Origin of the sequence: Burkholderia sp. AU44665 (assembly GCF_030504405.1) — a bacterium.
GTDB classification, from domain to species: Bacteria; Pseudomonadota; Gammaproteobacteria; order Burkholderiales; family Burkholderiaceae; genus Burkholderia; species Burkholderia semiarida.
In genome coordinates, this window is sequence record NZ_JAUJRI010000016.1 from 57,269 (window position 1) to 82,798 (window position 25,530).

17 protein-coding genes are annotated in these 25,530 nt (G+C 66.3%); 7 read left to right on the forward strand and 10 right to left on the reverse strand.

The window, feature by feature from the left end:
* Positions 1 to 117: 117 nt before the first annotated feature.
* Together QZM15_RS25650 and QZM15_RS25655 are read right to left on the reverse strand one after the other, a co-directional pair.
* Positions 118 to 450: a YegP family protein gene (locus QZM15_RS25650; protein ID WP_059577125.1), complete on the reverse strand. Its 333-nt coding sequence runs from the start codon at positions 448 to 450 to the stop codon at positions 118 to 120.
* A 154-nt stretch (positions 451 to 604) separates the two neighbouring features.
* Entirely contained in the window at positions 605 to 1,099 is a 495-nt protein-coding gene (locus tag QZM15_RS25655) for an LEA type 2 family protein (RefSeq protein ID WP_059577128.1), read from the reverse strand.
* A gap of 642 nt (positions 1,100 to 1,741) precedes the next feature.
* On the opposite strand from QZM15_RS25655, the gene QZM15_RS25660 reads away from it, so the two are divergent.
* On the forward strand, positions 1,742 to 3,910 hold the full coding sequence (locus QZM15_RS25660) for a M1 family metallopeptidase (RefSeq protein WP_059577131.1): 2,169 nt from the start codon (positions 1,742 to 1,744) through the stop codon (positions 3,908 to 3,910).
* Between the two features lie 123 nt (positions 3,911 to 4,033).
* On the opposite strand, the gene QZM15_RS25665 is transcribed toward QZM15_RS25660, so the two are convergent.
* Positions 4,034 to 4,954: a LysR family transcriptional regulator gene (locus tag QZM15_RS25665; RefSeq protein WP_302107499.1), complete on the reverse strand. Its 921-nt coding sequence runs from the start codon at positions 4,952 to 4,954 to the stop codon at positions 4,034 to 4,036.
* 161 nt (positions 4,955 to 5,115) lie between these two features.
* Between QZM15_RS25665 and QZM15_RS25670 the strand changes: the two genes are divergently transcribed.
* Positions 5,116 to 6,093, forward strand: a complete 978-nt coding sequence (locus QZM15_RS25670; RefSeq protein ID WP_059640100.1) for a zinc-binding alcohol dehydrogenase family protein — start codon at positions 5,116 to 5,118, stop codon at positions 6,091 to 6,093.
* 24 nt (positions 6,094 to 6,117) lie between these two features.
* Positions 6,118 to 6,270, forward strand: coding sequence for a DUF1427 family protein (locus tag QZM15_RS25675; protein WP_081083313.1), 153 nt, complete (start codon positions 6,118 to 6,120; stop codon positions 6,268 to 6,270).
* A gap of 27 nt (positions 6,271 to 6,297) precedes the next feature.
* Here the strand turns inward: QZM15_RS25675 and QZM15_RS25680 are convergent, their stop codons facing one another.
* Positions 6,298 to 7,326 carry a transporter gene (locus tag QZM15_RS25680; RefSeq protein ID WP_060315573.1) on the reverse strand — a complete coding sequence of 343 codons (1,029 nt, stop codon included), beginning with the start codon at positions 7,324 to 7,326 and terminating at the stop codon, positions 6,298 to 6,300.
* Positions 7,327 to 7,539: 213 nt separating this feature from the next.
* Positions 7,540 to 8,511 carry a phage tail protein gene (locus tag QZM15_RS25685; RefSeq protein WP_302107500.1) on the reverse strand — a complete coding sequence of 324 codons (972 nt, stop codon included), beginning with the start codon at positions 8,509 to 8,511 and terminating at the stop codon, positions 7,540 to 7,542.
* Between the two features lie 121 nt (positions 8,512 to 8,632).
* Here QZM15_RS25685 and QZM15_RS25690 point away from each other — a divergent pair, with 121 nt between their 5' ends.
* The 4 genes from QZM15_RS25690 (at position 8,633) to QZM15_RS25705 (ending at position 15,665) form a co-directional block, all read left to right on the forward strand.
* Positions 8,633 to 9,478, forward strand: a complete 846-nt coding sequence (locus tag QZM15_RS25690) for a M15 family metallopeptidase (protein ID WP_059640096.1) — start codon at positions 8,633 to 8,635, stop codon at positions 9,476 to 9,478.
* A gap of 301 nt (positions 9,479 to 9,779) precedes the next feature.
* Entirely contained in the window at positions 9,780 to 13,724 is a 3,945-nt protein-coding gene (gene tssM, locus QZM15_RS25695; protein WP_099316017.1) for a type VI secretion system membrane subunit TssM, read from the forward strand.
* The gene (tagF, locus tag QZM15_RS25700; protein WP_059577148.1) at positions 13,721 to 14,710 is read left to right on the forward strand and encodes a type VI secretion system-associated protein TagF; all 990 of its coding nucleotides are present in this window, start codon (positions 13,721 to 13,723) and stop codon (positions 14,708 to 14,710) included. Before tssM ends, tagF begins: the two co-directional genes overlap by 4 nt.
* 4 nt (positions 14,711 to 14,714) lie before the next feature.
* The gene (locus tag QZM15_RS25705; protein ID WP_124659041.1) at positions 14,715 to 15,665 is read left to right on the forward strand and encodes an OmpA family protein; all 951 of its coding nucleotides are present in this window, start codon (positions 14,715 to 14,717) and stop codon (positions 15,663 to 15,665) included.
* A gap of 246 nt (positions 15,666 to 15,911) precedes the next feature.
* Here the strand turns inward: QZM15_RS25705 and QZM15_RS25710 are convergent, their stop codons facing one another.
* The 5 genes from QZM15_RS25710 to tssH form a co-directional block, all read right to left on the reverse strand.
* A complete protein-coding gene (locus QZM15_RS25710; protein ID WP_249182112.1) occupies positions 15,912 to 16,568 on the reverse strand; it encodes a hypothetical protein in 657 nt (218 codons plus the stop codon).
* Positions 16,565 to 18,841, reverse strand: coding sequence for a flagellar hook-length control protein FliK (locus tag QZM15_RS25715; RefSeq protein ID WP_260434254.1), 2,277 nt, complete (start codon positions 18,839 to 18,841; stop codon positions 16,565 to 16,567). The genes QZM15_RS25710 and QZM15_RS25715 overlap by 4 nt, the downstream gene beginning before the upstream one ends.
* Positions 18,842 to 18,853: 12 nt before the next feature.
* Positions 18,854 to 21,619 (reverse strand): type VI secretion system Vgr family protein, encoded by a 2,766-nt coding sequence (locus tag QZM15_RS25720; RefSeq protein WP_302107501.1) that lies wholly within the window; start codon positions 21,617 to 21,619, stop codon positions 18,854 to 18,856.
* A gap of 67 nt (positions 21,620 to 21,686) precedes the next feature.
* A complete protein-coding gene (gene tssA, locus QZM15_RS25725; RefSeq protein ID WP_059577172.1) occupies positions 21,687 to 22,808 on the reverse strand; it encodes a type VI secretion system protein TssA in 1,122 nt (373 codons plus the stop codon).
* Positions 22,809 to 22,850: 42 nt separating this feature from the next.
* The gene (gene tssH, locus QZM15_RS25730; protein WP_302107502.1) at positions 22,851 to 25,520 is read right to left on the reverse strand and encodes a type VI secretion system ATPase TssH; all 2,670 of its coding nucleotides are present in this window, start codon (positions 25,518 to 25,520) and stop codon (positions 22,851 to 22,853) included.
* Between the last annotated feature and the right edge of the window lie 10 nt (positions 25,521 to 25,530).

Genomic DNA, 25,530 nt, shown 5'->3' on the forward strand with positions numbered 1-25,530 from the left:
GCTTCAACGGCGGCGAGAATTCACCGCGCGGACCACACCATACCGCGCTTTGCCCGACCCGGCAAAACAGGCGCCGCGACGGCCGCCCGAAGGCATTCGTCGCGGCGCAACCGTCGATCAGGCGAGATCGTGGGTTTCCGCACCGGGCGCATCGCGCTTGACGGCCGCGATGCCGTTCTCGCGTGCCTGCACGCTGCTGTACGTTTCGCTCGTACCGATGACCTGGTGGTTCGCTGCTTTCAGATTGAACATCGGCTCGCCGTTGTGGGCCAGCTTGCGCTCGTAGCGCTCGTCCAGCGGCGCATTTTCCCGCACGGACGCGATCCCGTTTTTCGCGCCGCCTTTCTCCTCGTACCGCTCGCTCGCGAGGATGATCTCGCCGTTCGCCGACTTCAGGTGGAAGTAGTACTGGCCGTTCGTGGCCTTCTTGAGCTCGAATTTTGCCGCCATGAATTTCCCCTAAAAGAATGTCCGACCCTCGGACATCGGCAAGTGTAAGGGGTCGCGTCGACAAAAATCGAGATCTCGCGCGGATAAGCATTAAAGACTGTCAAATGGTGAATTTTTCGACACATTTAGCCGACGTTGAATGCATCCCGGCGACCTAGCCGCCCCACCCCGGCATGGCGGGCAGACGGAGCGTGCCCGCGTCGTTGAAGTGCACGGCGCCCAGCCCGCTGCCGGCGAGCCGGCCGCGCAGCGCATACGGCAACTCGCCGTTCGCGGCCGCGCCCGGCAGGTTCCACGCCTGCCGCGCGGCGGCGAAGGCCGATACCGATACGGGCACGTCGAGCACGGCCTCGCCGAACCGCGGCACGGTGCCCGCCCGATCGCTGACGCCGCTCGCGAACGGCGCACCGTTCAGGTCGAGCGCGACCGAGATCCCGTCGTAGTCGATCGGCGCATCGTTCGGATTCTGCACGCGCAACTTCAGGCTGAAGCGCATCTCGAGGCCCTGCCCGACGAGCGGGTCGAGCCCGGCGACCGACACGCGCACGGGCTCGCGCGTGAACCCCGCGCAACCGCCCAGCAGGAACACGGCCGCGAACAGCAGCAGCACGGCGCGCAGCGGCGCGATACGGAACAGGGCGCGTGACATGGAAGGGCCTCCTCGCGGTGATCGGTGAACGGGTCGTCAATGCATTGTACCGACCGCGCCATCCTTCACCGGATTTCGTAGTTTCGGCAGCGCCGCGAGATCGTTAATAGATTAAAACTACGAAATCGCCAGACAAACGGATAGCGCATTAATGACTTCCAGCGTTCAATGAAGCGCCGGAAATTCAATAGACGTTCTTTCTAAATTTTTCGTTTCCTTTACCCAAAACCATCAAGTATATTTACGCATCCTTGGAGCAAGCCGACACACCTTGAAGCCGCATGACGGCGTATTTCCGGGACGGCGACACGCTGTCCTTCCGTCCTGCGGCCTGGCCCGGCCAGCCCCGTAGGTCGTCGGTTCAAAGGGATTGCGCGCCCGCGCCGGGCGTGCGGCCCCGTGTCGTGCGCGCGAAATCAATTCAGTACAACACGCGCACGGCCATTTTGAACCGGCCAGTTAACCGACATCCGGAAATTCAGAGGGGGCAGTAAACCATGATTACCTTCACGTAGTCGGCCGCCGTCTTTTCGAATAATCCGTCATTGCCATTTTTTCGCCGTTGATTAAACGGCGAGGGGATTGCTTTTGCCGGCGTTTTCGCAGCACTGAACGATTCTTTCAACGATCGAGGTTTCAGTCATGTCGATTCATATTCGCAAGATGCGTTATCTGCCGCTCGTCGCCGCACTCGCGCTCGCCGGTTGCGGCGGCGACGACGGCGGTGCGGGCTCCGCTTCCGCGCTGAGCTCCGCCGGCGCGCCGCACACGGGCTCGTCGCCCGCCGTCACCGCGCCGCCGAGCGCATCCAACGTCGACAAGAGCGTCTCGCCTGTCGAATTGCCGGACACCGTGGTGCCCGTGAACTACCGGCTGTGGTTCCGCCCGAACGACGCGCTGAACGCGTTCGACGGCCGCGCCGACGTCGAGATCAAGGTGCTCAAGCCGGTCAACAACATCGTGGTCGCCGGCCACCGGATCAAGTTCACGAACGGCCGCATCACGCTGCAGCCGGGCAACATCCAGCTGATCGCGACGCCGCAGGACAAGGGCGACTTCTACCAGTTGCGCCCCGTCGCCGGCACGATCGCACCGGGCAACTATTCGCTGCACATGGAGTGGTCGGGCATCATCAACTTCAAGTCGTATGACGATCCGGTCAATCAGACCGGCGGCAGTTGCGGCGACGATCCGTATCCGGGCTGCTCGGCCGCGGAAGGCGTGTTCCGCGTCGACCTGAAGGGCACCGACGGCAAGACGAGCGGCGCGATCCTGACGCAGGGCGAAACCAACCTGTCGCGCCAGTGGTTCCCCGGCTGGGACGAGCCGGCGTTCCGCCCGACCTATGAAGTGACGGCCGAAGTGCCGCAAAGCTGGCGCGTCGTGTCGAACGCGGCCGAGAAGCCGTCGACCAACGTCGGCGGCGGCTACAAGCTCGTGCAGTTCGAGAAGACCCCGCCGATGCCGTCGTACCTGCTGTTCTTCGGCGGCGGCATGTTCGACACCTACGAGGACGACTTCACTAGCCCGCTGCCGGGCGCCAAGGGCAGCCTGCACCTGCGCGTGTTCACGCCGCCGGGCATGAGCGAGTGGGCGAAGCCGGCGATGGACCGCACCAAGCAGGCGCTCGACTACTACTACCGCTACACGGGTATCCCGCTGCCGCTGACGAAGTTCGACACGGTCGCCGCGAACGACGCGTTCAAGGAGCAGAAGGACTTGAACTTCGGCGGGATGGAGAACTGGGGCTCGATCCTCGAGTTCGCCGACGACATCCTGCCGCAGCCGGGCCAGCCGATGTCGCGCTACGGCAATGAAGTGCTGACGCACGAAGTGGCGCACCAGTGGTTCGGCGATCTCGTGACGACCGACTGGTGGGACAACGTGTGGCTCAACGAGTCGTTCGCGACGTTCTTCGAGAACAAGACGACGATCCAGTTCTTCCCCGACGAGTTCAGCTGGCTCGACCAGGTGAAGAACAAGTACCGCGTGATCAATCGTGACATCGGCCCGAACGCGTTCCCGGTCGCGCCGAACTTCAACGACTGGGCGTCGAACGACTTCGTGCTGAGCGCCAGCGCGTTCACGTACGACAAGGGCGGCCACGTGCTGAAGACGCTCGAGAACTATCTCGGCGAGCAGACGCTTCGCAAGGGGCTGCAGCAGTACCTGGTCGACTACTCGTTCGGCAACGGGACGCCGAAGCGTCTGTGGGATGCGCTGTCGAAGGAAAGCGGCCAGGCGGTCGGCCCGATCGGCGACAGCTACGTGCGTCAGACCGGCGTGCCGCTGATCTCGCTCGACACGCAGTGCGACCTGACGAAGAACCAGACCGTCGTCACGCTGAAACAGCAGCCGTTCCCGAACAAGAACGCGTATCCGGGCCTGCAGTGGACGGTGCCGATCACGCTCGCGTACGGCCAGGGTCTCGCGAAACGCACGACGCTCGCGCTGAAGGATACGCAGGCGCAGACGCGGATCGACGGCTGCACGGGCGTGGTGGCCGACCCGAGCGGTCTCGACTACTACGTCGTGAACTACAGCGACGCGGCCTGGAGCGGGGTGCTCACGCAGGTCAACGGCTCGACCGATCCGGTGCTGCTGGCGAACCTGAAGAGCGAAGCGGCGCTGCTCGTCGCGAACAACCTCGCGCCGGCCTCGCGCTCGACGTCGATCGGCTCGGTCGCTTCGCCGGCCGCGATGAAGCTGCGCCAGACGCCGAGCTTCGGCGGCATCGAAGCGGTGACGAAGGAACGCCCGGCGCTGCATTACCAGGGCATCTTCAAGCCGCGCAAGGTAGTGACGCAGTAACGGTGCGCACCCGGCCGGTGCCGCGCGACCCGCGGCGCCGGCCGGCGTACCGGTTTCTCCGACCTGTTGACGGGCCTCGCATGCGAGGCCCTTTTTTTCATGCCGCGCGGCGTCCGTTCGCGGTCACGCCCACGCGGCATCCCACGCCGGCTGCGCGAACCATGAGGCGAGGAACGCCACGAGCCGCGACGTGCGCGCACTGCCGCGCGCCTGCTGGCGCAACACGTGGATCGTCGCCCGCTCGGGCGCCGCCGCGTACTGCGGCAGCACCGCGCGCAACCGTCCGTCGCGCAGCGCGTCCGCCACGAGCCAGGTCGGCAGGTGCGCGAGACCGAGCCCGTCGATGGCCGCCTCGCGCAACGCTTCCGAATGATTGCTGCGAAACCGCGGCTGCGCGGGCGCGTGACGGCGCTCGCCGAAACGCCATGCGCCCGGCGGCGGCGCGCCATGCCACGCGAGACAGTCGTGGCCGGCCAGCGCGTCGGGCGATTCGGGCTCGCCGCGCCGTGCGAGGTAGGCCGCGCTCGCGCACAGCACGCGCCGTTGCGGCGCCAGCACGGTCGCGACGAAACGCGTGTCCTCCAGCGGCCCGATACGCACCGCGAGATCGACGTCGGAACCGAGTCGCGCACCCTGCAGATCGACCATGCTGTCGGTCAGCACGAGATCGACCTGCAACGCCGGATGATGCTGCATGAACGCGGCCAGCGCGCCCATCAGGTGCCGCCGGCCGAACGGCGCCGGACAGTCGATGCGCAGCAGCCCGCCCGGTTCGTCGTGCTGGCTGTGCAGGTCTTCCTGCAGTCCGCGCAGCTCGGCCAGCATCCGTGTCGCGCGACCGTACAGCAACTGCCCGGCCTCGGTCGGCCGCAGCGCGTGCGTGGTGCGATGCAGGAGGCGGATACCGAGCTGCGTCTCGAGCCGGTCGATGCGCCGCGTGACCGACGACGCGGCGACGCCGAGCCGGCGCGCGGCTGCCGAGAAGCTCTGCTGATCGACCACGTCGACGAACAGCGCGAGGTGCGGGGAAAGGAAGTCGTCCATTCAGGGGCCTGGGGGGTCTGGCTGTGCGGAAAACGCAAAGCAATCATCCGCCTTTGCACGTTTCCGCGTCAAATCGGGCCCACTAGACTGCCTTCATCGCTTTCATCCGCCGCACGCGCCGGCCCGCCGGGCCGCGGCGGCCCTCGTTCATGGAGAATCTCATGCGCAGCATCCGCTTCGACACCCCCGCCGCCGACATCGAGTCGCTCGACGCGCGGGTCCGGGACATTCCGCCGCCCGTGCCGGCCGACGGCCAGATGCTGATCGAGGTGCGCGCGGCCGGCGTGAACCCGAGCGACGTGAAGGCCGCGCTCGGCCGCATGCCGCATGCGGTGTGGCCGCGCACGCCGGGGCGCGACTGGGCCGGCATCGTACGCGGCGGCCCGGACGACTGGATCGGTGCGCCGGTGTGGGGATCGGGCGGCGATCTCGGCGTCGGCCGCGACGGCTCGCATGCGCAATGGCTCGTGCTGGACGCCGCGCACGTGCGCCGCAAGCCGGCCGTGCTGACGCTCGACGAGGCGGCCGGCGTGGGCGTGCCGTTCGTCACCGCGTACGAAGGCTTGCGCCGCGCCGGCATGCCGACGGCCGACGACGTCGTGCTCGTGTTCGGCGCGAACGGCAAGGTCGGCCAGGCCGCGATCCAGCTCGCCACCGCGCGCGGCGCGACCGTGATCGGCGTCGAGCGCGGCCCGGGCGGCTATCGCGGCCACGCGTCGGGCGAGGTCCGCATGATCGACGCATCGAGCCGGACGGTGGCCGACGCGGTGCGCGAGATGACCGGCGGCCACGGCGCGGACCTCGTCTACAACACGGTCGGCAGCCCGTATTTCGAAGCCGCGAACGCATCGATGGCGATCGGCGCACGGCAGATCTTCATCTCGACGATCGAGCGCAGCGTGCCGTTCGACATCTTCGCGTTCTATCGCGGCCAGCACACGTTCGTGGGCATCGATTCGCTGCAGCTCGGCGCGGCCGCGGTCGCGCGGATCCTCGACACGCTCGCGCCCGGCTTCGGCAACGGCACGCTGCGGCCGTTTCCGATCGGCGACGGCTACGTGTACCCGCTCGAGCGTGCGCACGATGCGTATCGCGCGGTGCTGGCCGGTGCGCGCGAACGCGTGATCCTCAAACCCTGATACCGGACCACACGGGAGACCGCCATGATGGATTACCTGATTTCGCTCGCGGTAGGCGTCGGTGTCGGCGTGTTGTACGCGCTGCTGCACGTGCGCTCGCCGGCCCCGCCGCTCGTTGCGCTCGTCGGCCTGCTCGGGATGGTGATCGGCGAACGCGCGATCGCGCTGCTGCGGTGACGCGTCGATGCGACGCCCGGTGCCGCGCTAGCGATCGTCGCGGCGCCGGAACGCCCACCACGCGGCCAGCGCGGTGAAGCCCGCGACGAGCAGCACCATCAGCCAGAAGCCGTGCTTGTTCTCCGCGAACGGCACGCCGCCGACGTTCATCCCGAAGAACCCGGCGACGATGTTGATCGGCAGCGCGATCACGGTGACGAGCGTCAGCGTGAACAGCGTCCGGTTGTTCTGCTCGTCGAGGCGCGAGCCGATCTCTTCCTGCAACAGCTTGATGCGCTCGTTGAGCCCCGCCAGATCGGCGAGCACCAGCGAGAATTCCTCGGTCGACTCGCGCAATTCCTGCACGTCTTCCGTATGCAGCCACGCGGGCGGCTTCGCGAGCAGCCGGAAGATCGAGCCGGGCTCCGGCGCGAGCATGCGCTGCAGGCGCGTCAGCGTACGGCGCATCGCGCCCAGCTCGATGCGGCTCGACGTGAGCCGCTGCGACAGGAAGCGATCCTCGATGCGGTCGACGTCGACGCTCGTGCGCCGCATGATCTGGATCAGCAGGTCGGCCTGGTCGCGCAGCAGATGCACGAGCAGCTCCGCGGGCGACCGGAACGCCTCGCCGTCGCGCACGCACGCGCGCAGCGTGTCGACCGAGCGCAGCGGCTTGAGCCGCGCGGTCACCATGATGCGCCGCTCGACGTGGACGAACAGCGTCGCGATCTCCGACGGCGTCAGTTCGAGGTTGAACATCACGTCGTTGACGATCGCGCGCAGCGCGCCGTCCTCCTGCTCGATGCGCGTCGAGCGCGAGCCTTCGTGCAGGAATTCGAAGAAGCTGTCGGGCAACCCGAGATGCGTGCGCATCCAGCGCTCGCTCGCGCCGTGCGCGAGATTGAAGTGCAGCCAGACGAAATCGCCCGGTGCGGCCGCGCCCTGTTCGCGGCACGTGCGCAGCCATGCGGCGGCCGCGTCGGCATCGAGCGTCGCGCCGGCGCCGCCCGGAACGAAGCGGAATCCGCACACCATGCCGGACGTATCGGCGCCGTAAGTCTGTACGATCAGGTCCATCGTGTCGAAGGTCGTGCGGCGCGCGGCGCGCCGCACATCGCGGGTCGCGGGCCCGCGCCGGGAAAAGAAAGGAGACGTATGCCCGACGGCCATGACACGCGCGTGACAGTGTCACGCGGCATCATGCCGGCAGCTTTCCGTTCCCCGAAAACAAACGCGCCGCCCATCGGGGCGGCGCGGACACGCAACACGTCGCGGCGGGCGCGGCGCGCGCTACTGGCGCGTCTCCGACTGCGCGGCGCTCGGGCACGCCGGGTCCTTGCCCCAGTGGCCGTCGCACACGCGCCAGCGGCACAGCTGATCCTCGAAGAAACCGCGCTCCGAACACGCCTTCACGCGCGACGCCAGCGAGCCGCCGGTCGCCGCCGCCGTCTTGGTCGACACGGCCTGCGCCTTCTGCGCGGCGAGCGTCTTGTCGGCCGGCTTCGTACGCGCGACGAGCGCGGCGAGCAGATCGGCATCCGGATCGTCCTTCGCGCCGGCCTTCGCGGTACGGGCCGCCGTCGCGTCGCGGCGCTTCTTCGCCTGCGCGAGTTCGGCCTGCTGTTCCTTGCGATGCTTGCGGGCGTCGGCCTTCGTGTCCGCCTTCGTGTCGGTCTTGCCGTGGGCCGCGACCTTCGCGCTCTTCGACGCGTCGGCCTTCGCGGACTTGGCCGTCGCCGCCGTGGCGGCCGCGGCGGTTGCGGCTGCGCCGGCCGTGGCCGCGCCCGATGCGTCGTCGGCGCCGTTGGCAAGCGCGCGCGACAGGCGGCTGTTGTCCGCGGCGGAAGCGGCGGACGCCGATGCAACGGTCTGGGACGCCGAATCGTCGTTGACGATCGTGGCCGGTTGCGCGGCCGGCGCGGCGGACGCGCCGTTCTGCGCGACCTGCGCGGCGGCGCCGCTGGCCGGGGCGGCCTTGCCTGGCGCCGCCGCGGGTGCCGTGGCGGCCGCCACCGCCGCGGGCTGTTCGCCCGACGACTGCTGCATGCGCCACGCGCCCCAGCCGCCGACGGCCACGACCAGCGCCACGACGGCGGCGATCGGCCCCTTCAGCGAACGGCGCGGCGGCTCGGCGGGCGGCGTGACACGCCCTTCCAGATCCGCGAGAATGCGCGACTGCCGAGGTCCTCCCTCGCCTGCCGGTTTGGTATCGGACAGCAGGCTGGGCGGAGTTTTCGAATTTGAATTTTCCGGCGCACTCATTCAGCGTCTCATTGAATCCTGGTTTAATTCACCGCGATAATATAGCCCGGCCTCTCGAAGCAGCCTGATTCTAAGAGCAAGCATTGCAAAACACAATCAATTCCAATTTCCGGGGATTTCTTTGATTGCCGTCGCACTCGTCGCCTATTTCGCCCTTGCCGTCGCCGTTGCGGCACTGTTGCTTTTACCGGGTATCCGGGCGGCCGTTTTCGAATCCGTTGCCCAGTTTCACGGCCGTCTCACGCGCCGGGCCAACGATCGCGCCGCGCGCGCGCGCAGTCAGATTGTTAAATCGGCAAGCGTGACGCGCGGCGCATTAAGCGATGTGCAAAATTTACTGGTTCGACGGCGCTTGATGATTATGGTATCGGCAGGTATTCTTGCGACGCCGCCATTGGTCGCCATTGCGTTACGCGGCCGGCAATTGTTCCAGTACGACGACACGGCGCGCGTGCCCGACGAGAAAATCGCCGCGCTGCTGCAGGGCGAGCAGCTCGTGCCGCCGCCGCCGCTGCCGCCGGAAGTCTTCGCCACGAAGGAAGTCGAGCAGGTCCGCCCGGCGCTGAAGGATGCGAGCCGCGACTGGAACCTGCTGGACCCGGATTTCCGCACGCGTTTGCTGCTGGTCTACAAGATCATGCACGAACAGCACGGTTATGAAATGGCGCTGCTGGAAGGTTACCGGAGCCCGGAACGGCAGAACCGGCTGGCGCAGATGGGCAGCAACGTGACCAACGCGGCAGCCTTCCAGAGTTATCACCAGTTCGGGCTGGCGGCGGACAACGCATTCCTGCGCGACGGCAAGCTGGTCATTTCCGAGAAAGACCCGTGGGCGATGCGCGGCTACCAGTTGTACGGCCAGGTCGCCGAACAAGTCGGCCTGACCTGGGGCGGCCGATGGAAAATGATGGATCTCGGGCACGTGGAATACCATAAACCCGGTTTTAAACTGGGACGCGGCAGCTAGTCAGGGCTGCCGGACAAGAAATAATGAGGGCGGCATGGGGCTTTTTAATCACCCGGCAGGAAACGATTTGGGCGGCGCAAACAATCGGGCATTCCGGTGCGCGATTTTTTCCGGCCGCCGCTTCCGTTTTAAATCTCACAGCGTCCTTTCGTTAATGCGCGCGCCTTCTCCGATGCCGCGAGCGTATTGATGCCAGCCTCCTTCATCCCGTTTGACAGCATGGCGACACATCGCGGCGCCACCCTTGCCGCTCGACGCGCCTGCGTCGCCTCACCGAATCGCACCGGAACCTGAACGTCCTATGCAACGCATCCTCAACGTGCTGACTCATCCGCGTACGCTCTCGATCGTCGGGATCGTCGCGCTAGCGGCCATCCTGTTCATCGTCGCCGACATGCTGCAGTTGCCGCTCCTGTGGGCGGCAATCGCGTTCGCGGCGGTTCTCGCGCTGTGGCTCGCCGTCGCGCTGTGGCGCCGCTGGCGCGTGAAGCGCGCGAACCGGCAGCTGGGCCAGGTGCTGGAAGAGCAGGCGGAAACCGGCAAGATCGCCGCGCCGGCCGCCGCCGCGCTCGCGCCCGACGCGAAGACGGCCGACCTCGACGTGCTGCGCACGCGCCTGTCGGATGCGGTGAAGACGATCAAGACGTCGAAGATCGGCCAGGTCTCGGGCGGCTCCGCGCTGTACGAGCTGCCGTGGTACATCGTGATCGGCAACCCGGCCGCGGGCAAGAGCAGCGCCGTGCTCAATTCCGGCCTGCAATTCCCGTTCGCGGACAAGAACAGCGCCGTGATCCACGGCATCGGCGGCACGCGCAACTGCGACTGGTTCTTCACGACCGAAGGGATCCTGCTCGACACGGCCGGCCGCTATTCGGTGCACGAGGAAGACCGCAGCGAGTGGCTCGGCTTCCTCGGGCTGCTCAAGCGCTACCGCCCGAAGGCGCCGATCAACGGCATCATCGTCACGGCCAGCATCGCCGAGCTCACCGGCAACCGCCCCGAATTCGCGATCAACCTCGCGAAGAATCTCCGCCAGCGCGTTCAGGAGCTGACGGAAAAGCTGGAAGTGTTCGCGCCGGTCTACGTGATGTTCACGAAGGCCGACCTGATCACCGGCTTCACCGAATTCTTCAGCAGCAGCGACAAACACGAGTACGACCGCGTGTGGGGCGCCACCCTGCCCTACGAGCCCGACGACAAGCGCGACGTCGTCGCGCAGTTCGACACGCACTTCGAGGAACTCTACGAAGGGCTGAAGGAAATCAGCGTCGCGCAACTGTCGCTGTCGCGCGGCAACCAGCTGTCGCCGGGCCAGTTGAGCTTCCCGCTCGAATTCTCGACGATCAAGCCGTCGCTGCGCGCGTTCCTCGCGACGCTGTTCGAGAACAACCCGTTCCAGTACAAGCCGATCTTCCGCGGCTTCTACTTCACCAGCGCGCTGCAGGAAGGCGAAACCAACAGCGCGGCCGCGCAGCGCATCGCGCACCGCTTCGGCCTCGACGCGAGCGCGCTGCCGAAACCGCACAGCGCGTTCTCGAAGAATGGCTTCTTCCTGCGCGACCTGTTCTCGAAGGTGATCTTCGCCGACCGCCAGACGGTGCGCCAGTTCGCGAGCCCGACCAAGACGCGGCTGCGCTACGCGACCTTCTTCGGCTTCGTCGCGGCGCTCGCGCTCGCGCTGGGGGGCTGGACCTGGTCGACGATCGGCAACCAGCAGCTCGTCGCGAACGTGCAGGCCGACCTCGACAACGTCACGCGCCTGCAGCAGGGCCGCAACGACCTGCAGTCGCGCCTGCAGGCGATGGACATCCTCGAGGACCGGATCGAGCAGCTCGAACAGTTCCGCCGCGACAAGCCGCTGTCGGTGTCGCTCGGCCTGTACCAGGGCGACCGTCTGGAACAGCATCTGCTGACCGAGTACTACGGCGGCGTGCGCCAGATCCTGCTGGCCCCCGTGTCGCAGAACCTCGCGTCGTTCATGAAGGACGTGAACGCGCACCCCGAGCAGCTCGTGCCGATGACGCGCCCGCCCGAATCGGGCGCCGTGCAGGGCGGTACGATGCCGGTCTCGACGAACGCGGCAGGCGCCGCGCCGCAGGCGGGCGCCGCGCTGGCCGCGTCCGGCACCGCGCCGGCCGCCGCCCCGCAACAGGCAGCCGCGCCGCAGGGCGGCCTCTACAGCGACGCGTCGCCGACCAACGTGCAGGACGCGTACAACGCGCTCAAGACGTACCTGATGCTGTCCGACAAGCGCCACGTCGAACAGGCACACCTGACCGACCAGCTCGCCCGCTTCTGGCGCGGCTGGCTCGAGACGAATCGCGGCAACATGCCGCGCGACGAGATGATCCGGAGCGCCGAGCGCATGATCTCGTTCTACCTGTCGCGCGTGAACGACAACGACTGGCCGATGATCGACGCGAACCTCGCGCTCGTCGACCAGACCCGCGAGAACCTGCGCCGCGTCGTGCGCGGCATGCCGGCCCGCCAGCGCGTGTACGAGGAAATCAAGGCGCGCGCGTCGACCCGCTTCGCGCCGATGACCATCGCGCGCATCGTCGGCGACGGCAACCAGGGTCTCGTGGCAGGCAGCTACGCGATTCCGGGCACGTTCACGCGCGAAGCGTGGTTCGACTACGTGCAGCCGGCGATCCGCGATGCGGCGACCAAGGAACTGCAGGCGAAGGATTGGGTGCTCAACACGTCGACGCAGGACGACCTGACGCTCGAGGGCAGCCCCGAACAGATCCAGAAGACGCTCGTCGGCATGTACAAGACCGAGTACGCGCAGCACTGGCAGAAGTTCATGCAGGGCATCGCGGTCCAGGGCTTCACCAGCTTCGGCCAGGCCGTCGACGGCATGAACCGCCTGGGCGACCCGCAGGATTCGCCGATCCGCAAGATCCTCGAGACCGCGTACGACCAGACGTCGTGGGACAACCCGTCGCTCGCAAACGTCGCGATCAAGAAGGCGCAGACGGGCGTCGTGAACTGGGTCAAGCAACTGTTCACGCGCTCGCAGGCCGGCCAGATGGCGGCGGCCAACATCGACATCAACGGCAATCCGGCCGAGGTGCCGATGGGCCCGATCGGCCAGGAGTTCGTCGGGCTCGCGCGGATCGTCGCGACGCATGACGGCACGTCGATGCTGAAGGGCTACATGGAGTCGCTGTCGAAGGTCCGCACGCGCTTCAACGTGATCAAGAACCAGGGTGACCCGGGGCCGGGCGCGCGTCAGCTGATGCAGCAAACGCTCGACGGCAGCGGTTCGGAACTCGCCGATTCGCTGAAGCTCGTCGACGAGCAGATGCTGACGGGCCTGACCGATTCGCAACGCAAGTCGCTGCGCCCGCTGCTGGTGCGGCCGCTGATGCAGGCGTTCGCGGTCGTGATCCAGCCGGCCAGCGCCGAAGTCAACAAGGTGTGGAACGCGCAGGTCTACCAGCCGTTCCAGAACTCGCTTGCAACGAAGTACCCGTTCGCGGCGAACGCGAAGGTCGAGGCCGGCGCCGGCGAGATCGCGCAGGTGTTCGGCCCGGACGGCTCGATCGCGAAGTTCGTCGGCACGACGCTCGGGCCGCTCGCGGTGCGCCGCGGCGACACGCTCGCCGCCCGCACGTGGGGCGACATGGGCATCGGGCTCACGCCGGACTTCACGAACGGCTTCGCACGCTGGGTCGCGCCGCTCGCGGGCGGCGCCGCCGGCAGCGCGGCCGCGTCGTCCGAGCCGCAGACCGTGTTCCAGATCCTGCCGCAACCGAGCACGGGCACGACGGAATACACGATCGCGATCGACGGCCAGCAACTGCGCTACCGCAACACGCCGCCGCAGTGGACCAACTTCGTGTGGCCGAACCCGCAGGGCTCGCCGGGCGCGACGCTGTCCGCGACGACCTTCGACGGCCGCACGGTGCAGCTCGTCAACGAGCCGGGCCGCTACGGTCTCGAGAAGCTGATCAACTCGGCACAGCGCAAGCGCCGTCCGGACGGCACGTTCGACCTGACGTGGGCGCAGGGCAGCGTGAACGTGTCGGTGACGATGCGCATCATCAGCACGTCGCAACCGTCGACCGGCAGCGGTGACCAGCCGCAGCAGCAGAGCCTGCGCGGCCTGCAGCTGCCGTCGTCGGTCGCCGACGCGAGCGCGGGCGCCGCGCAGAACGCGACGCAAGCCGGCACCGGCACGCCGGGCGCCGCGCCGGCCGTCGCGGCCGCCAACGCAACGAATGCACAGAGGGCGCAATGACGCAAACCGTACAGGCGCAAATCGCCTACTTCGGCAAGATTCCGTCGCGCGGCGACTTCGTGAAGAGCGCGCACAATCCGCAGTTGCTGCAGACGCTCGATCGCTGGATCGCGCAGGCGCTGGAGCTGCTCGCGGAAGATCCGCGCTGGAAGATCGTCTACGAGGACGCGAAGCCGATGCATTTCGCGTTCCTCGGCTCGCGCAGCAAGCTCGCGATCGCGGGCCACATGGTCGCGAGCCACGACGTGTCGATGCGCCGCTTCCCGTTCCTCGGCGCCACCGCGCTGGAGGTCGACCGGCCGCTCGCGTTCCTCGCGCGCAGCCCGCTTGCGTTCGCGCGGCTGTGGTCGCGCGTCGCCGCGCAGATCCCGCCGCTGCTCGGCAAGGACGAGCCGCCCGGCGCGCTGCAGGCGCTCGGCGATACGCAGGTGCCGATCGACATCGGCGGGCCCGGCACGTCGCATGACGGCACCTTCAACGATTTCGTCGAACACCAGTCGCTGTACGGCCTGCAGCAGATGCTGCTCGAAAGCGGTCACCCGGTGCGGCTGCGCGGCGCGATGCTCGCGCTCGGCTCGCTGCTGCGGCCGGTGATGCAGAGCGGCTCGTCGCACATCGAACGCGGCCTCACGCTGCCGCTGCCGGTCGATCCGTTCTACCGCAGCCTCGTCGCCGCGTTCTGGCTCGAGCTGATCGCGCCGTTCGTCGCGCAGGCCGACTTCGAGCTCGCGATCTTCATCGGCACGATCGCCGAACGCGAACGGCTGATCATCGGCTTCAACGGCGCGTCGGCGAAGACGCTGCTGAGCGTCGTCGACCCGCAGACCTACGCCGCCCACAACATCGACATCGACGATCCCGAGTGGATCGACGCCCATGCGCAAAACGATCACCAGATCAGCAAGCTCGTCAGCTACCTCGACCAACCGCAACTCTCGCTGCGCGTCGCCATCGACGCGTTCCGAGAAGCGTTCATCGGAGGCTGACGGCATGCATCGCACGATTCAGGCCCGGCGCGCGCGTCTTTCGGCCGCCTTCTCGCCCGCCCTCGCCGCACTGTTCGCCGCCGGCCTCGTCGCGAGCGGCGCGGCCTTCGCGCAGAACACCGGCGCGACCGTCACGCCGGTCGGCAACGGCACGGTCGCGACGACCGCGCTGCCGCAGGCCAGTCCGAACGCCGGCGGCGCATCCGGCACGGTGGTGCACGGCACCGCCGCCACGATCGCGCCGCCGCCCGCGAACGCGACGCCCGGCCAGGTGGTGGTGGGCGGCAAGGTGCCCGACGAGGCGACCAAGGCGGCCGTGCTGCAGAAGCTGCGCGACACCTACGGCGCGACGAACGTCGTCGACCAGATCGAGGTGGGCGACGTCGCGACGCCGCCGAACTGGAGCGCGAACGTGCAGAAGCTGCTCGGCGCGCAGCTCAAGCAGATCAGCAAGGGCCAGTTGAAGATCAACGGCACGCAGATCGAGATGAAGGGCGAGGTGCACAACGAGGCGCAGCGCCAGCAGCTCGCGAGCGACATGGCGAACACGCTGAACCCGACGTACACGATCAAGAACGGGCTACGCGTGTCGGCGTCCGAACAGGGCGTGCTCGACCAGACGCTCGCGAACCGGACGATCGAGTTCGAGACCGGCAGCGCGACGCTGACGCCGCAGGGCAAGCTGATCCTCGACCAGATGGCGGCCGCGCTCGCGAAGATGCAGAACCGCACGGTCGACATCATCGGCCACACCGACAACTCGGGGAACCGGACGTCGAACATCGCGCTGAGCCAGGCGCGCGCGGATGCGGTGAAGGGGTATCTGATCACGAAGAGCATTCCGCCGCAGCAGATGACGACGACGGGGGTGGGCCCGGATCAGCCGATCGCGCCGAACGATACGGCGGATGGCAGGGCAAGGAATCGGCGGATCGAGTTCCGGGTGGGGCAGTAACGGGGGCGGCGATTGTGCGGGCCCGTGTTCGACGCTTGACGATGGACATGAACGTTGCATTGCGCGCCGGCCGGGTCTTGCCTGATTTTGGCGATCTGCCGGCCGGGCGCGAATGAGATCACGGGCTACTCGACTGGACGCTCGCAATGCGCACGATCGAATCCCGGGATCGGGCAGCGGGTTGCGGGGGGCTTGGGGGCAGCCACCACCTTGTGAGGGCGACCTCAGCACGCCGCTCACCATGCGCTACGGCGCGTTCCCACGCAGACGGACAACGCCCGGCGACTGCTCGAAATCCTGGATCGACATATCGAGCTGCGACGGCGGTCCATCCGCCACACCCAGTGAATAAACGTCGTCGATCAACCAAGCGTCGCCTTCCTTGACGAGGATGACGTCCGAGCGCCCCACCGAATAAGGCTTGCGGGCGCCCTTCACCATCTCGGACCAGTCGACACGGACTCGGACGCGCGATGGATCCGCAGCCAGTATCCTCACGGGACGCGTCACCTTCATTCGCACGTCGTTGCCATAGTTCGATGGATCGCTGTCGATCTCGGAGTCGGACAAGCGTACGTCGAGCATTCCAGTCACCTTGTCGGAATCGACGCACGTTCTTTTCATCAGCGCAAACAGTGCATGAGAAAAGACCGTCTTGAATGTCCTCGTATACTGCGCGTCGCGATACGCGCGGTGATGCACGCGGGGGTCCAGCGGCATGCCGTTGTCGTCGGTACGGCTGAAACGGCACGACGCGTCAGCGTGTGACAGTGAGTAGTATTGCTTGACGGTCGCCTCGATCTGCGCGGCGTCCGCCGCTGCAACGCGAGCCACCTGAGCCTCCGATGCCGCGCACCAGGCCAGCATCGATATCGACAGGAACAACGACGCACGCAGTTTCAATTACTGAACTCCTTAACATACTTATCGAAATCGGCCTTGAGTTGCGCCATTGTGTAGCCTTGATCTTGACTCGTGCCAGGCATACATGCCCATTCGTTGCGCAGCAATGCTACGGCTTTCTCGATCTCGCCCGTTCTGACGTAACCAAGAGCCGTGGGTTGCGGCTGACCGCTCTTGTCGAAGCGGCCAGGATGCCCCTCCATTAAAAACACCGCGTAGCGATCCTGGGTAGCGGGCTGAAAGTCGGCAGGCAAAGCACCCTGCTCCGGTCGCTGCCCGGCGAGCCATGCAGCTTTAGTCATCTGATACGCGCCTTGATGACGCGCGCCATCTGGGTACGTCGACAAATCCTTGAGCGCACCTGACAGAGTGTAGACGCCCTGGGACGCGTAATACGTCTTCGCGTCCCCAGCCAGTTCAAGGAACGTCTTCGCTTCCCGGCTGCGGATGATCTTCAGGAATGCCTTCATGCGCGCAAGCGGCAGCGGGTCACTGAAGCCTTGTTTCCTGTAGATTCCAATCGGTTCATAAAAGTGCCGGGTCTTACCAGGACCGGCACCACTGACACATAGATAATTGCGCTTGAAATCGCTGACATAATAGTGATACGTACGGATGTCGATATGACCTGGTTGGCCTTTCCCGTCGGCGGTTTCAGCATCGCCCATCACGTGGTATACGATCACGTCGCCGGGCAATGCCCAACGCGCGTCGGGCAATTGGCTCGTAACATTGACGAAACCCTGCGACTCCAGAAATGCTCCGGCCACCTTCGCATAGCTGCCGCCTGCTCCGGCAAACGTACCGTTCTTTTCGCGGACGAATTTGATCGCGTTTGCTTTCCAGAGCGCGACCTTAACGTACATATAGCACTGACCACGCGACTTCTTCGTTTCCTTGGTTCCATACTGGATTGTGCCGTCTGCAATCTGCTTGAGGTTCACGACCGTGGACGACGATGGCATCGCATATGTCGTCTGCTCCTCAGCGATGTCGCTCATCTTCTTTGCGACTGCGCCAAGATCGACCTTTGCGGCTTGCTCAGAAGCGGTCGAAGAAGCGGACGCTGCGGGCCTCGCTGAGCCTGGCGATTCTCCCGCGACTGGGTTCGTATCCATCCCGAGCCAGTTCTCGATGAAATGCCAAGCAGCATTGATCTTATGCCCGGCCCAATCGCTCCACGTCTCTTCCGGCTGCGCCTGTGGATGTCCGACCGAATCTCGCTTTGTCGCAACGGTCGACGCAGTGGGTGTCCTGCCGGCCCCTCCCTTCGTTCCGGCCGGCTTAGCCATCGATGTCCTCGTACTCGTCGACGGCTTATTCACTGGCGTCGGCTGAGTGGCGGAAGCCGTCCGCGTAGACGATGTATTCGCCGCCCCTGACGACATTCCCGGCGATTGAGTGGCCGCGGGGCTCGCAGCAGTACCGGTGGATTGCGCAGCTGTCGCATCCATCGGCGAAGTCGACGCACCTGCGGGAGGTGGGGAGGTTGCCGCACCGCCCGACGCAGCTGAGGCAGTCGAGACCGGTGTCTTTTGCAGCGTACCTCTACCAGCATCGTCTGCATACGCGGGATGAGCTTCCACACCGCCATCATCCACTTGGGTTTGCGATGGAGGCTCCTTGTGCACATCGTCCTCCGCTCCGCCATGCAACTGGGTCGACGTCTTGAGGAGCATACTCGGGCTCATCATCGTGATCGTACTGTCCACGCTGGGAACCGTGAAACCCGCCACCTGCTTATAAGCGCCGGCGTCCGTCTTGACTGAGATGGAGCAATCCGCGCCGGGTGCATAAATGCTGACTGGTGCCGCCAGTCCATCAGAGTCGGTTACGCCATCGACGATGGTACTTCCCGACTGCAGTCGATATCTCAATCCATCAATCGGGCTACCGTCAAGGCCAATGAAACGGCATTCGATTTTTGGCAAAGTGACTGCATCAGCCTGTTCCGTCTGCTGTTCACTCGTCTTGCTGTTTGCATCCCCCTTATCTACGCCATCCAAAGCACTTTGCGCAGCCGGGATGCTCTGGACAGCTTGATCGATCGGCGTATTCCGGTCGGCGGCAGGCGGCACCGACGAGACCGCGGAAGATTCGGTCATTTGTTCCTGCTGATGCGCCGGCCCAGCCTCCACAGCATTGGAGTCAAATGGCATTGCCTCCGTTACACCCATGTCGTTGGGGGCATTTGCCTTCACATCGTCGATATTGTCCCCTTGCTCGCTCGGCGGGAACAGTCGCGTTGGTGCGTCGTCAGAATTGGTCGCCATTGTCTGCAATCCTTAAACCTGTGTCGTGTCGTCGTGTTCGGCGAAGTGGGCCGAGTCGATAAACATTCGCCACGGGTCATCGCCCACATACAGCTTCAAGTTCGATTCGTTTCGAGTAAAAACACGGCTCGTCATGCCGTTCGAATCCAACAATCCACTACTCACGACTGCGCCTGATTCATCCTTGAACGCGTAAGGCACACGTCCGAGCGGAATGCCGAATTCCTGACCCAACATCCGCTTGACTTCAACGCGCTGGCTATACACCTGTGGCGTCACCAACACTGGAAGAGCAGGCAGCGTATACGGCATGCTCGTCGGCCCGGCGAACTGGTGCTGCGCGCCCTTGAAATCGACTTTCCCCGGTGCGTGAATCTCGATGCTGCCGCCCTTGATGCGGATATAGGCGCCACCCGACGTCAGCAATATCTCCTGCTTCGCAGCCACGTCGACAGCCTCTGTCGCCGCCATCACCTTCACGGTCTTCTGCGCCGTGAGTTCGACGTTGTCCATGTGCGCCTGGACTTCGACCTTGCCCTTCCCGGCGAGCAGCTTCATCCCGGCATTCTGCGCGAACAGGCTGATGCGATCCCGGATGCCGGCGATCAGCGATTTCCCGCTGGTGATGAACGTGCTCTGCCCACTGACGATATTGGTCTGCCGGTCGCTGGCCACATGCACCGACTGCTGCGACGCCACCCCGATCCCCGCCGGGCTCGCGAACAGCATCGCCGGCTCCTTGAACGCATTCGCGTTGCCCGTCCCGCCGCCTGCGGTCCTGCCGCCGCCGGTCGTCGCGCCCGCCACGTTGTTCTGTGTCGCGTCAGTAAATTGCTTCAGCGCGTCGTGCCCCGCGCCGAGACTCTCCGCCTGATGCATTTCGCTGACCTGCGACATCGACTCGATCAATCCTTCCGCAGTGGCAAGCTGCTGCTTCGCTTCACTCACGTCCAGCGGCTGACTGTTCGCCCGCTTCGGATGCGTCGTCACGTACAGGCCTTGCCCGGCACGCATCGCACCGTACGCATCCGTGCGCAGATCGAAACCGGAGCCAAGATACGCACCGCGCGTATTCCCGTTTTGCTCGATCAGATAGCCGAGATGAAGCAGCGAATTCCCGCTGCTGCTGAACAGGCGCGCGCGGTTCTGCCCGGTCGCGTCGTCGAGCACCATCTCGTTGTGCCCCGATCCCGCATATTCCTTCGACCGGAAGCCCGACAGGATCCCGTCGCTATGCCATTGCGGCTTGGCAACACCGTTGTAGACACGATGCATGACGATCGGCCGGTCGCAGTCGCCACCGATATAGCCGATCAGCACTTCCTCGCCGACGCGTGGAATATGCACACCGCCGTAACCGCCACCGGTATCCGACTGCACGACGCGCATCCAGCACGATGCCGTCTCTCGGCCTTCGCTCTGCCGGTCCCACACGAACATGACCTTGATCCGGTTCAGTTCATCCGTATAGACCTCTTCGCCCTTCGGGCCCACGACGATCGCCGTCTCGAGTTGCATCTCGGGCTTCCGATGCTCGAACGGGCTCCGATACGGCACGCTCGCGCGCTGCGCCTCGACCTCGACGAGATAGAAACCGGCCGAGCCGTCGTCATGCCCGACCTCGAACGCCGCCACTTCCCCGCGACCAGCCTTCACCTGGGCCAGCTCGGCCTGCAAGCTATGAGGGAAGCTCGCTTCGTGATCCGAGACCGGCAGATTGTTCTCGATGTAACGCGTGACGCCGATGGCCGCGAACTCGCGGTCGCTCGCCGCATCGCGATCGTGCTCGGGATGATCGACGAGGGTGAAACGCCGGCCGGCGTCAATCGAACGCACGCCGCCCACGCCGAAGAAACGCTTCGCACGTGATTCCCATTCCTCGAGGCGAATCTTCGACAAGTGTTCGCCGCGGTCCTGGCCCGAATACGTGTACGCGCCGGTGTATTCGTAGATTTCCGCCTGACCCGGCAGGTCGCCCTGATCAGCCTTCGTCGGCAGCGACGTGCCGTTCGGATTGCCCGCCGCCGACGGCGACTTGTAGTCGAACGTGCGCGTCGTGTGCAGCGTGCTTTGCAAGGTCCGCGACGCGGTCCATCGCGTGAAACCGGCAGTCTCGGTGCCGCTGCCCGAACGATCGAACCTGACGGTATTCGGCGACAGCGCGTCGACCGTATGCAGATCGTCGGTGATGACGAACGTGTGCACCTTCCCGTCTTCACTGTGCCGCCAGAAGCCAAACAGCCCTTCGTCCTCCATCAGCCGATGCACGAAGTTCCAGTCGGTTTCGCTCTGGCGGCAATACGAGCGGGACGGCAACGGTTTCGACAACGCGAACTGGTATCGCCCCCTGGCCTGCGGATGCGTGTCGAACACGTCGGCGAGAATCGCGTCGACCGGCTGGTCCTGCCAGTACCGCATGTCGCTGCGGAACTTGAGGAAGTGCATCCACGACGCGAAGCTCAGCTGGTAGCTCGACAGGCTGCCGTCGGCGCCGAGCCGCCGCGCCGTGTGGATATAGCCGTTGATCGGCAGATACGACATGTCCGCCTGCCGGATCCACAGCGTCATCGGCTGCGCGATCAGCGTCTTGAGCTCGACGTCGCTCGCGGTGGACACCAGATCGAGCGTTACGCTGAAATCACGGCCGAGCGCCGAACGGGTTACGGCGCGACGCGGCACGAGCGCATTGTTCGGCAGCGACGGGATGTCCGTCTTCAGCAGCCGATCCTGCTGGATCAGGCCGCCACGAATCGCCTGTGCCAGTTCGGTCACGTTCATGCGTCACCCTTCTTCTCGTTCATCACGAGCCCGCCGGGCCCGCGCTCTCAGGTCAAACAACGGTCCTTCACGACTGCTCGTCGGGCCGCACCCCCAGCAGCTCGCGAATATGCGACAGCGAGCCGTCGTCCTTCACGACGCTCTCGAGCCACTTGTGCAGCGGCATGTCGGCCCATTCGGCCGCCTTGTCGGCCAGATACGCGACCGGGCTGTGCGGCTCGGTCTGGCGGAAATAGCGCGCCACCGCGCGCAACTGGTCGACGGCTTGCGCGCGGTTCTGGATGCCGGCGATCGTCTGCGTCACCGGAGGACGCGAAGCGGTCTGCTGCTGCACGTGAGTCTCCTCGGTCTGGATCGGCTGGCCGAACACCGGCTCGATGCGTTCGGGCTGCGCCTGCGGCGCCGCCTGCGTGTGCGGCGCGCTGCCCGTATAACCCTGTTCGCGCGCGAAGCGCTCGGCGAGCCGGTACACGGTCTCGAACGCATCGCGCGCCTGCCGGAAGCTCGGCGCCGAATCGCCCGCGCGCTCGACGAGCCGCTCCTCGAATGCATCGAGCGCGAATTCGAACGCCTTCAGGTTCGCCAGCAGCGCCGTGTAGAACGCGATCGACGTCACGCGCCGCGACGCATCGATCTGCTCGATCGACGGTTTGCCGCGCGCGATGTCGTCCGCGTGTTCGGGGTCGCGCCTGATCGCCTGCGCGACGTGCTGCGCGACTTCCCAGTCGAGCGTGCTGAACGCGTTCGACGCGCCGTCCGTCAGCGGCACCGCGCGCAGCAGCTCGGCCGTGCGGCCGGACAGCCACGCGACGTTGCCGAGCCGGTGCTCGATGTCGTCGTCCTCGGGCAGCGGGTGGAAGGTGTCCCAGAAGTCGCGGCACAGGCCCTCGAGCAGCGCATAGCCTTCGGTGAGGCCCGTGATGCCGTCCTCGAGCGCAAGCGCCTCGGTCAGCCACACGGCGAGCCGCAGGTCCTTCGTGCGCGTGCGCAGCAGCTCGCCCGCATGGTCGACGACGAAGCCCCAGTCGGCCTCCTTGATCTCGGTCACCCATTCGCCCTGGTCGAGCGTCGGGTCGTCGTAGCGCCGCGCGTCCTGGATCGCGTCGAATTCGTTCGAAAACAGCAGGTCGTCGCCGCTGGGCGACGCATCGCTGATCGGCGTCAGCAGCTCGGGGAGATTGATCGGCATGGTTCGGTCAGTTCATCAATGCTTGACTGGGCGCGGCCGCGCTCATTCGACGGTGTACGCGAATTCGCCGGCCTCGTCCGCGCGCACCGCGATGCGCGCGATGGCCGCGCCGTCGGCGATCCGGCCGAGCACGTGGCCCGCGATCTCCGGCAGCAGCGTGCCGTTCAGGATGTGGTCGACGTTGCGGGCGCCCGAATCGACCTCGGTGCAGCGCGCGAGCACCGCGTCGACGAGCGACTCGTCCCATTCGAACGCGGCCTTGTGGTTCGCGTCGATCCGGCGCCGGATGCGTTCGAGCTTCAGCTCGATGATCTCGGCCAGCACGTCGTCGGAGATCGGATAGTACGGCACGACCTTCATCCGGCCGAGGAACGCCGGCTTGAAGGTCTTGTACAGCTGCGGACGCAGCGTCTCGGCGAGCGCGTCCGGATCGGGCAGCTCCTCGGCCGGCTTGTTCAGGCACGCCTGCATCACCGCGGCCGAGCCGACGTTCGACGTCAGGATGATCAGCGTGTTGCGGAAGTCGATCTCGCGCCCTTCCGCGTCGTCCATCGTGCCCTTGTCGAACACCTGGAAGAACATCTCGAGCACGTCGGGGTGCGCCTTCTCGACCTCGTCGAGCAGCACGACGGAATACGGGTTGCGGCGCACGGCCTCGGTCAGCACGCCGCCCTCGCCGTAACCGACGTAGCCCGGCGGCGAGCCCTTCAGGCCCGACACGCTGTGCGCTTCCTGGTACTCGCTCATGTTGATCGTGACCATCTTGCGCTCGCCGCCGTACAGGATGTCGGCCAGCGCCAGCGCCGTCTCGGTCTTGCCGACGCCCGACGGCCCGACGAACATGAACACGCCGCGCGGCTTGTTCGGATCCTCGAGGTTCGCGGTCGCGGTGCGCACGCGCTGCGCGATCGCCTCCAATGCATGGTCCTGCCCGATCACGCGCGCGGCGAGCAGCGGCTGCAGGTTCAGCACGGTGTCGATCTCGTCCTTCACCATCCGGCCGAGCGGGATGCCCGTCCACGCGGCGACGATCTCGGCGACGACGTGGCCGTCCACCTGCAGCGGCACCATCGGCTCGCCGCCCTGCAGCGCATGCAGCGCGGCAACGCGTTCGGCCAGCTTCTCGCGCGTGGCGTGCACATCGACCGGTTCGCCGTCTTCCGACGGGCCGCGCGCCTTGTCGAGCGTGTCGCGCAGCTCGGTGATCTCGGCGACGATCACGCGCTCGGCTTCGTAGCGTTCTTCATCCTTCGCCAGTTGTTCGAGCGCCGTGTCGCGCGCGGCGCGCAACTCGCCGAGCCGCTCGTCGTGCGCCGCGCCGCCCGCCGCCTCGCGCGCCAGCGACGCGATTTCCGCATCGATGCGCTCGATGCGCTTCTTCGTGTCGTCGATCGCGGCCGGCGTCGCGCTGTGCGCGAGCGCGACCTTCGCGCACGCGGTGTCGAGCACGCTGATCGCCTTGTCCGGCAGCTGGCGGCCGCTGATGTAGCGGTGCGACAGGCGCACGGCCTCGGTGATCGCATCGTCGAGGATCCGCACGTTGAAATGCTTCTCCATCAGGCCCGACATCCCGCGCAGCATCGCGGCTGCGAGCGGCTCGCTCGGCTCCTCGACCTTCACCACCTGGAAGCGCCGCGCGAGCGCCGCATCCTTCTCGAAGTACTTCTTGTATTCGCTCCACGTCGTCGCGGCGATCGTGCGCAGCTCGCCGCGCGCGAGCGCCGGCTTCAGCAGGTTCGCCGCATCGTTCTGGCCGGCCTGGCCGCCCGCGCCGATGATCGTGTGCGCCTCGTCGATGAACAGGATGATCGGGTGCGCGCTCTTCTTCACCTCGTCGATCACGCTCTTCAGCCGGTTCTCGAACTCGCCCTTCACGCTCGCGCCGGCCTGCAGCAGCCCCATGTCGAGCACGTGCAGCGCGACGCCGCGCAACGGCGGCGGCACGTCGTCGGCCGCGATGCGCAGCGCGAGCCCTTCGACGACCGCCGTTTTGCCGACGCCGGCCTCGCCGGTCATGATCGGGTTGTTCTGGCGGCGGCGCATCAGGATGTCGATCGCCTGGCGAATCTCCGCTTCGCGGCCGATCACCGGATCGATCTTGCCGTCGCGCGCGCGCTGCGTGAGGTTGGTCGTGTACGTGTCGAGCGCGGGCGTCTTCGACGGGCCGGCCGCGGGCGCCATGCCGTCGGCGGCCGGCGCGACGTCGCTGCCGTCGTCGTCCGCCTGGCGCGGCTCGGCTTCGCTCGAGCCGGCCATGATTTCGTCGAACTTGTGCTTCAGGTCCGTCACGTTCATTTCCGCGAACCGCGACGACATCCGTTGCGCGAACTGCGCGAGATCTGGCGCGGTCAGCAGCGCGAGCAACAGGTGCCCCGAGCGGATGCGGCCGAGCTGCGAATCGAGCGACGCGATCAGCCATGCCTGCTCGAACAGCGCGATCAGATGGACGGAGAACACCGGCGTGCGCGTGTTGCCCGTCTTCAGGCGCGTGAGTTCGCGTTCGAGATCGGCGTGCAGCGCGTGCGGATCGACGCGGCTCGCGCGCAGCGCGAGCGGCAGGTCGCCCGTCGCCTCGTCGAGCAGCGCGAGGAACAGGTGCTCCAGATCGACCTCGTAGTGGCCGCGCGCCAGGCACGCGCTCGCCGCGCGCTCGGTCGCGTGCCGGCACAGCGGGTTCAGTTTCGTGATCAGGGTCTTCAGAGGCGTGCTCATGGCGTCGGTC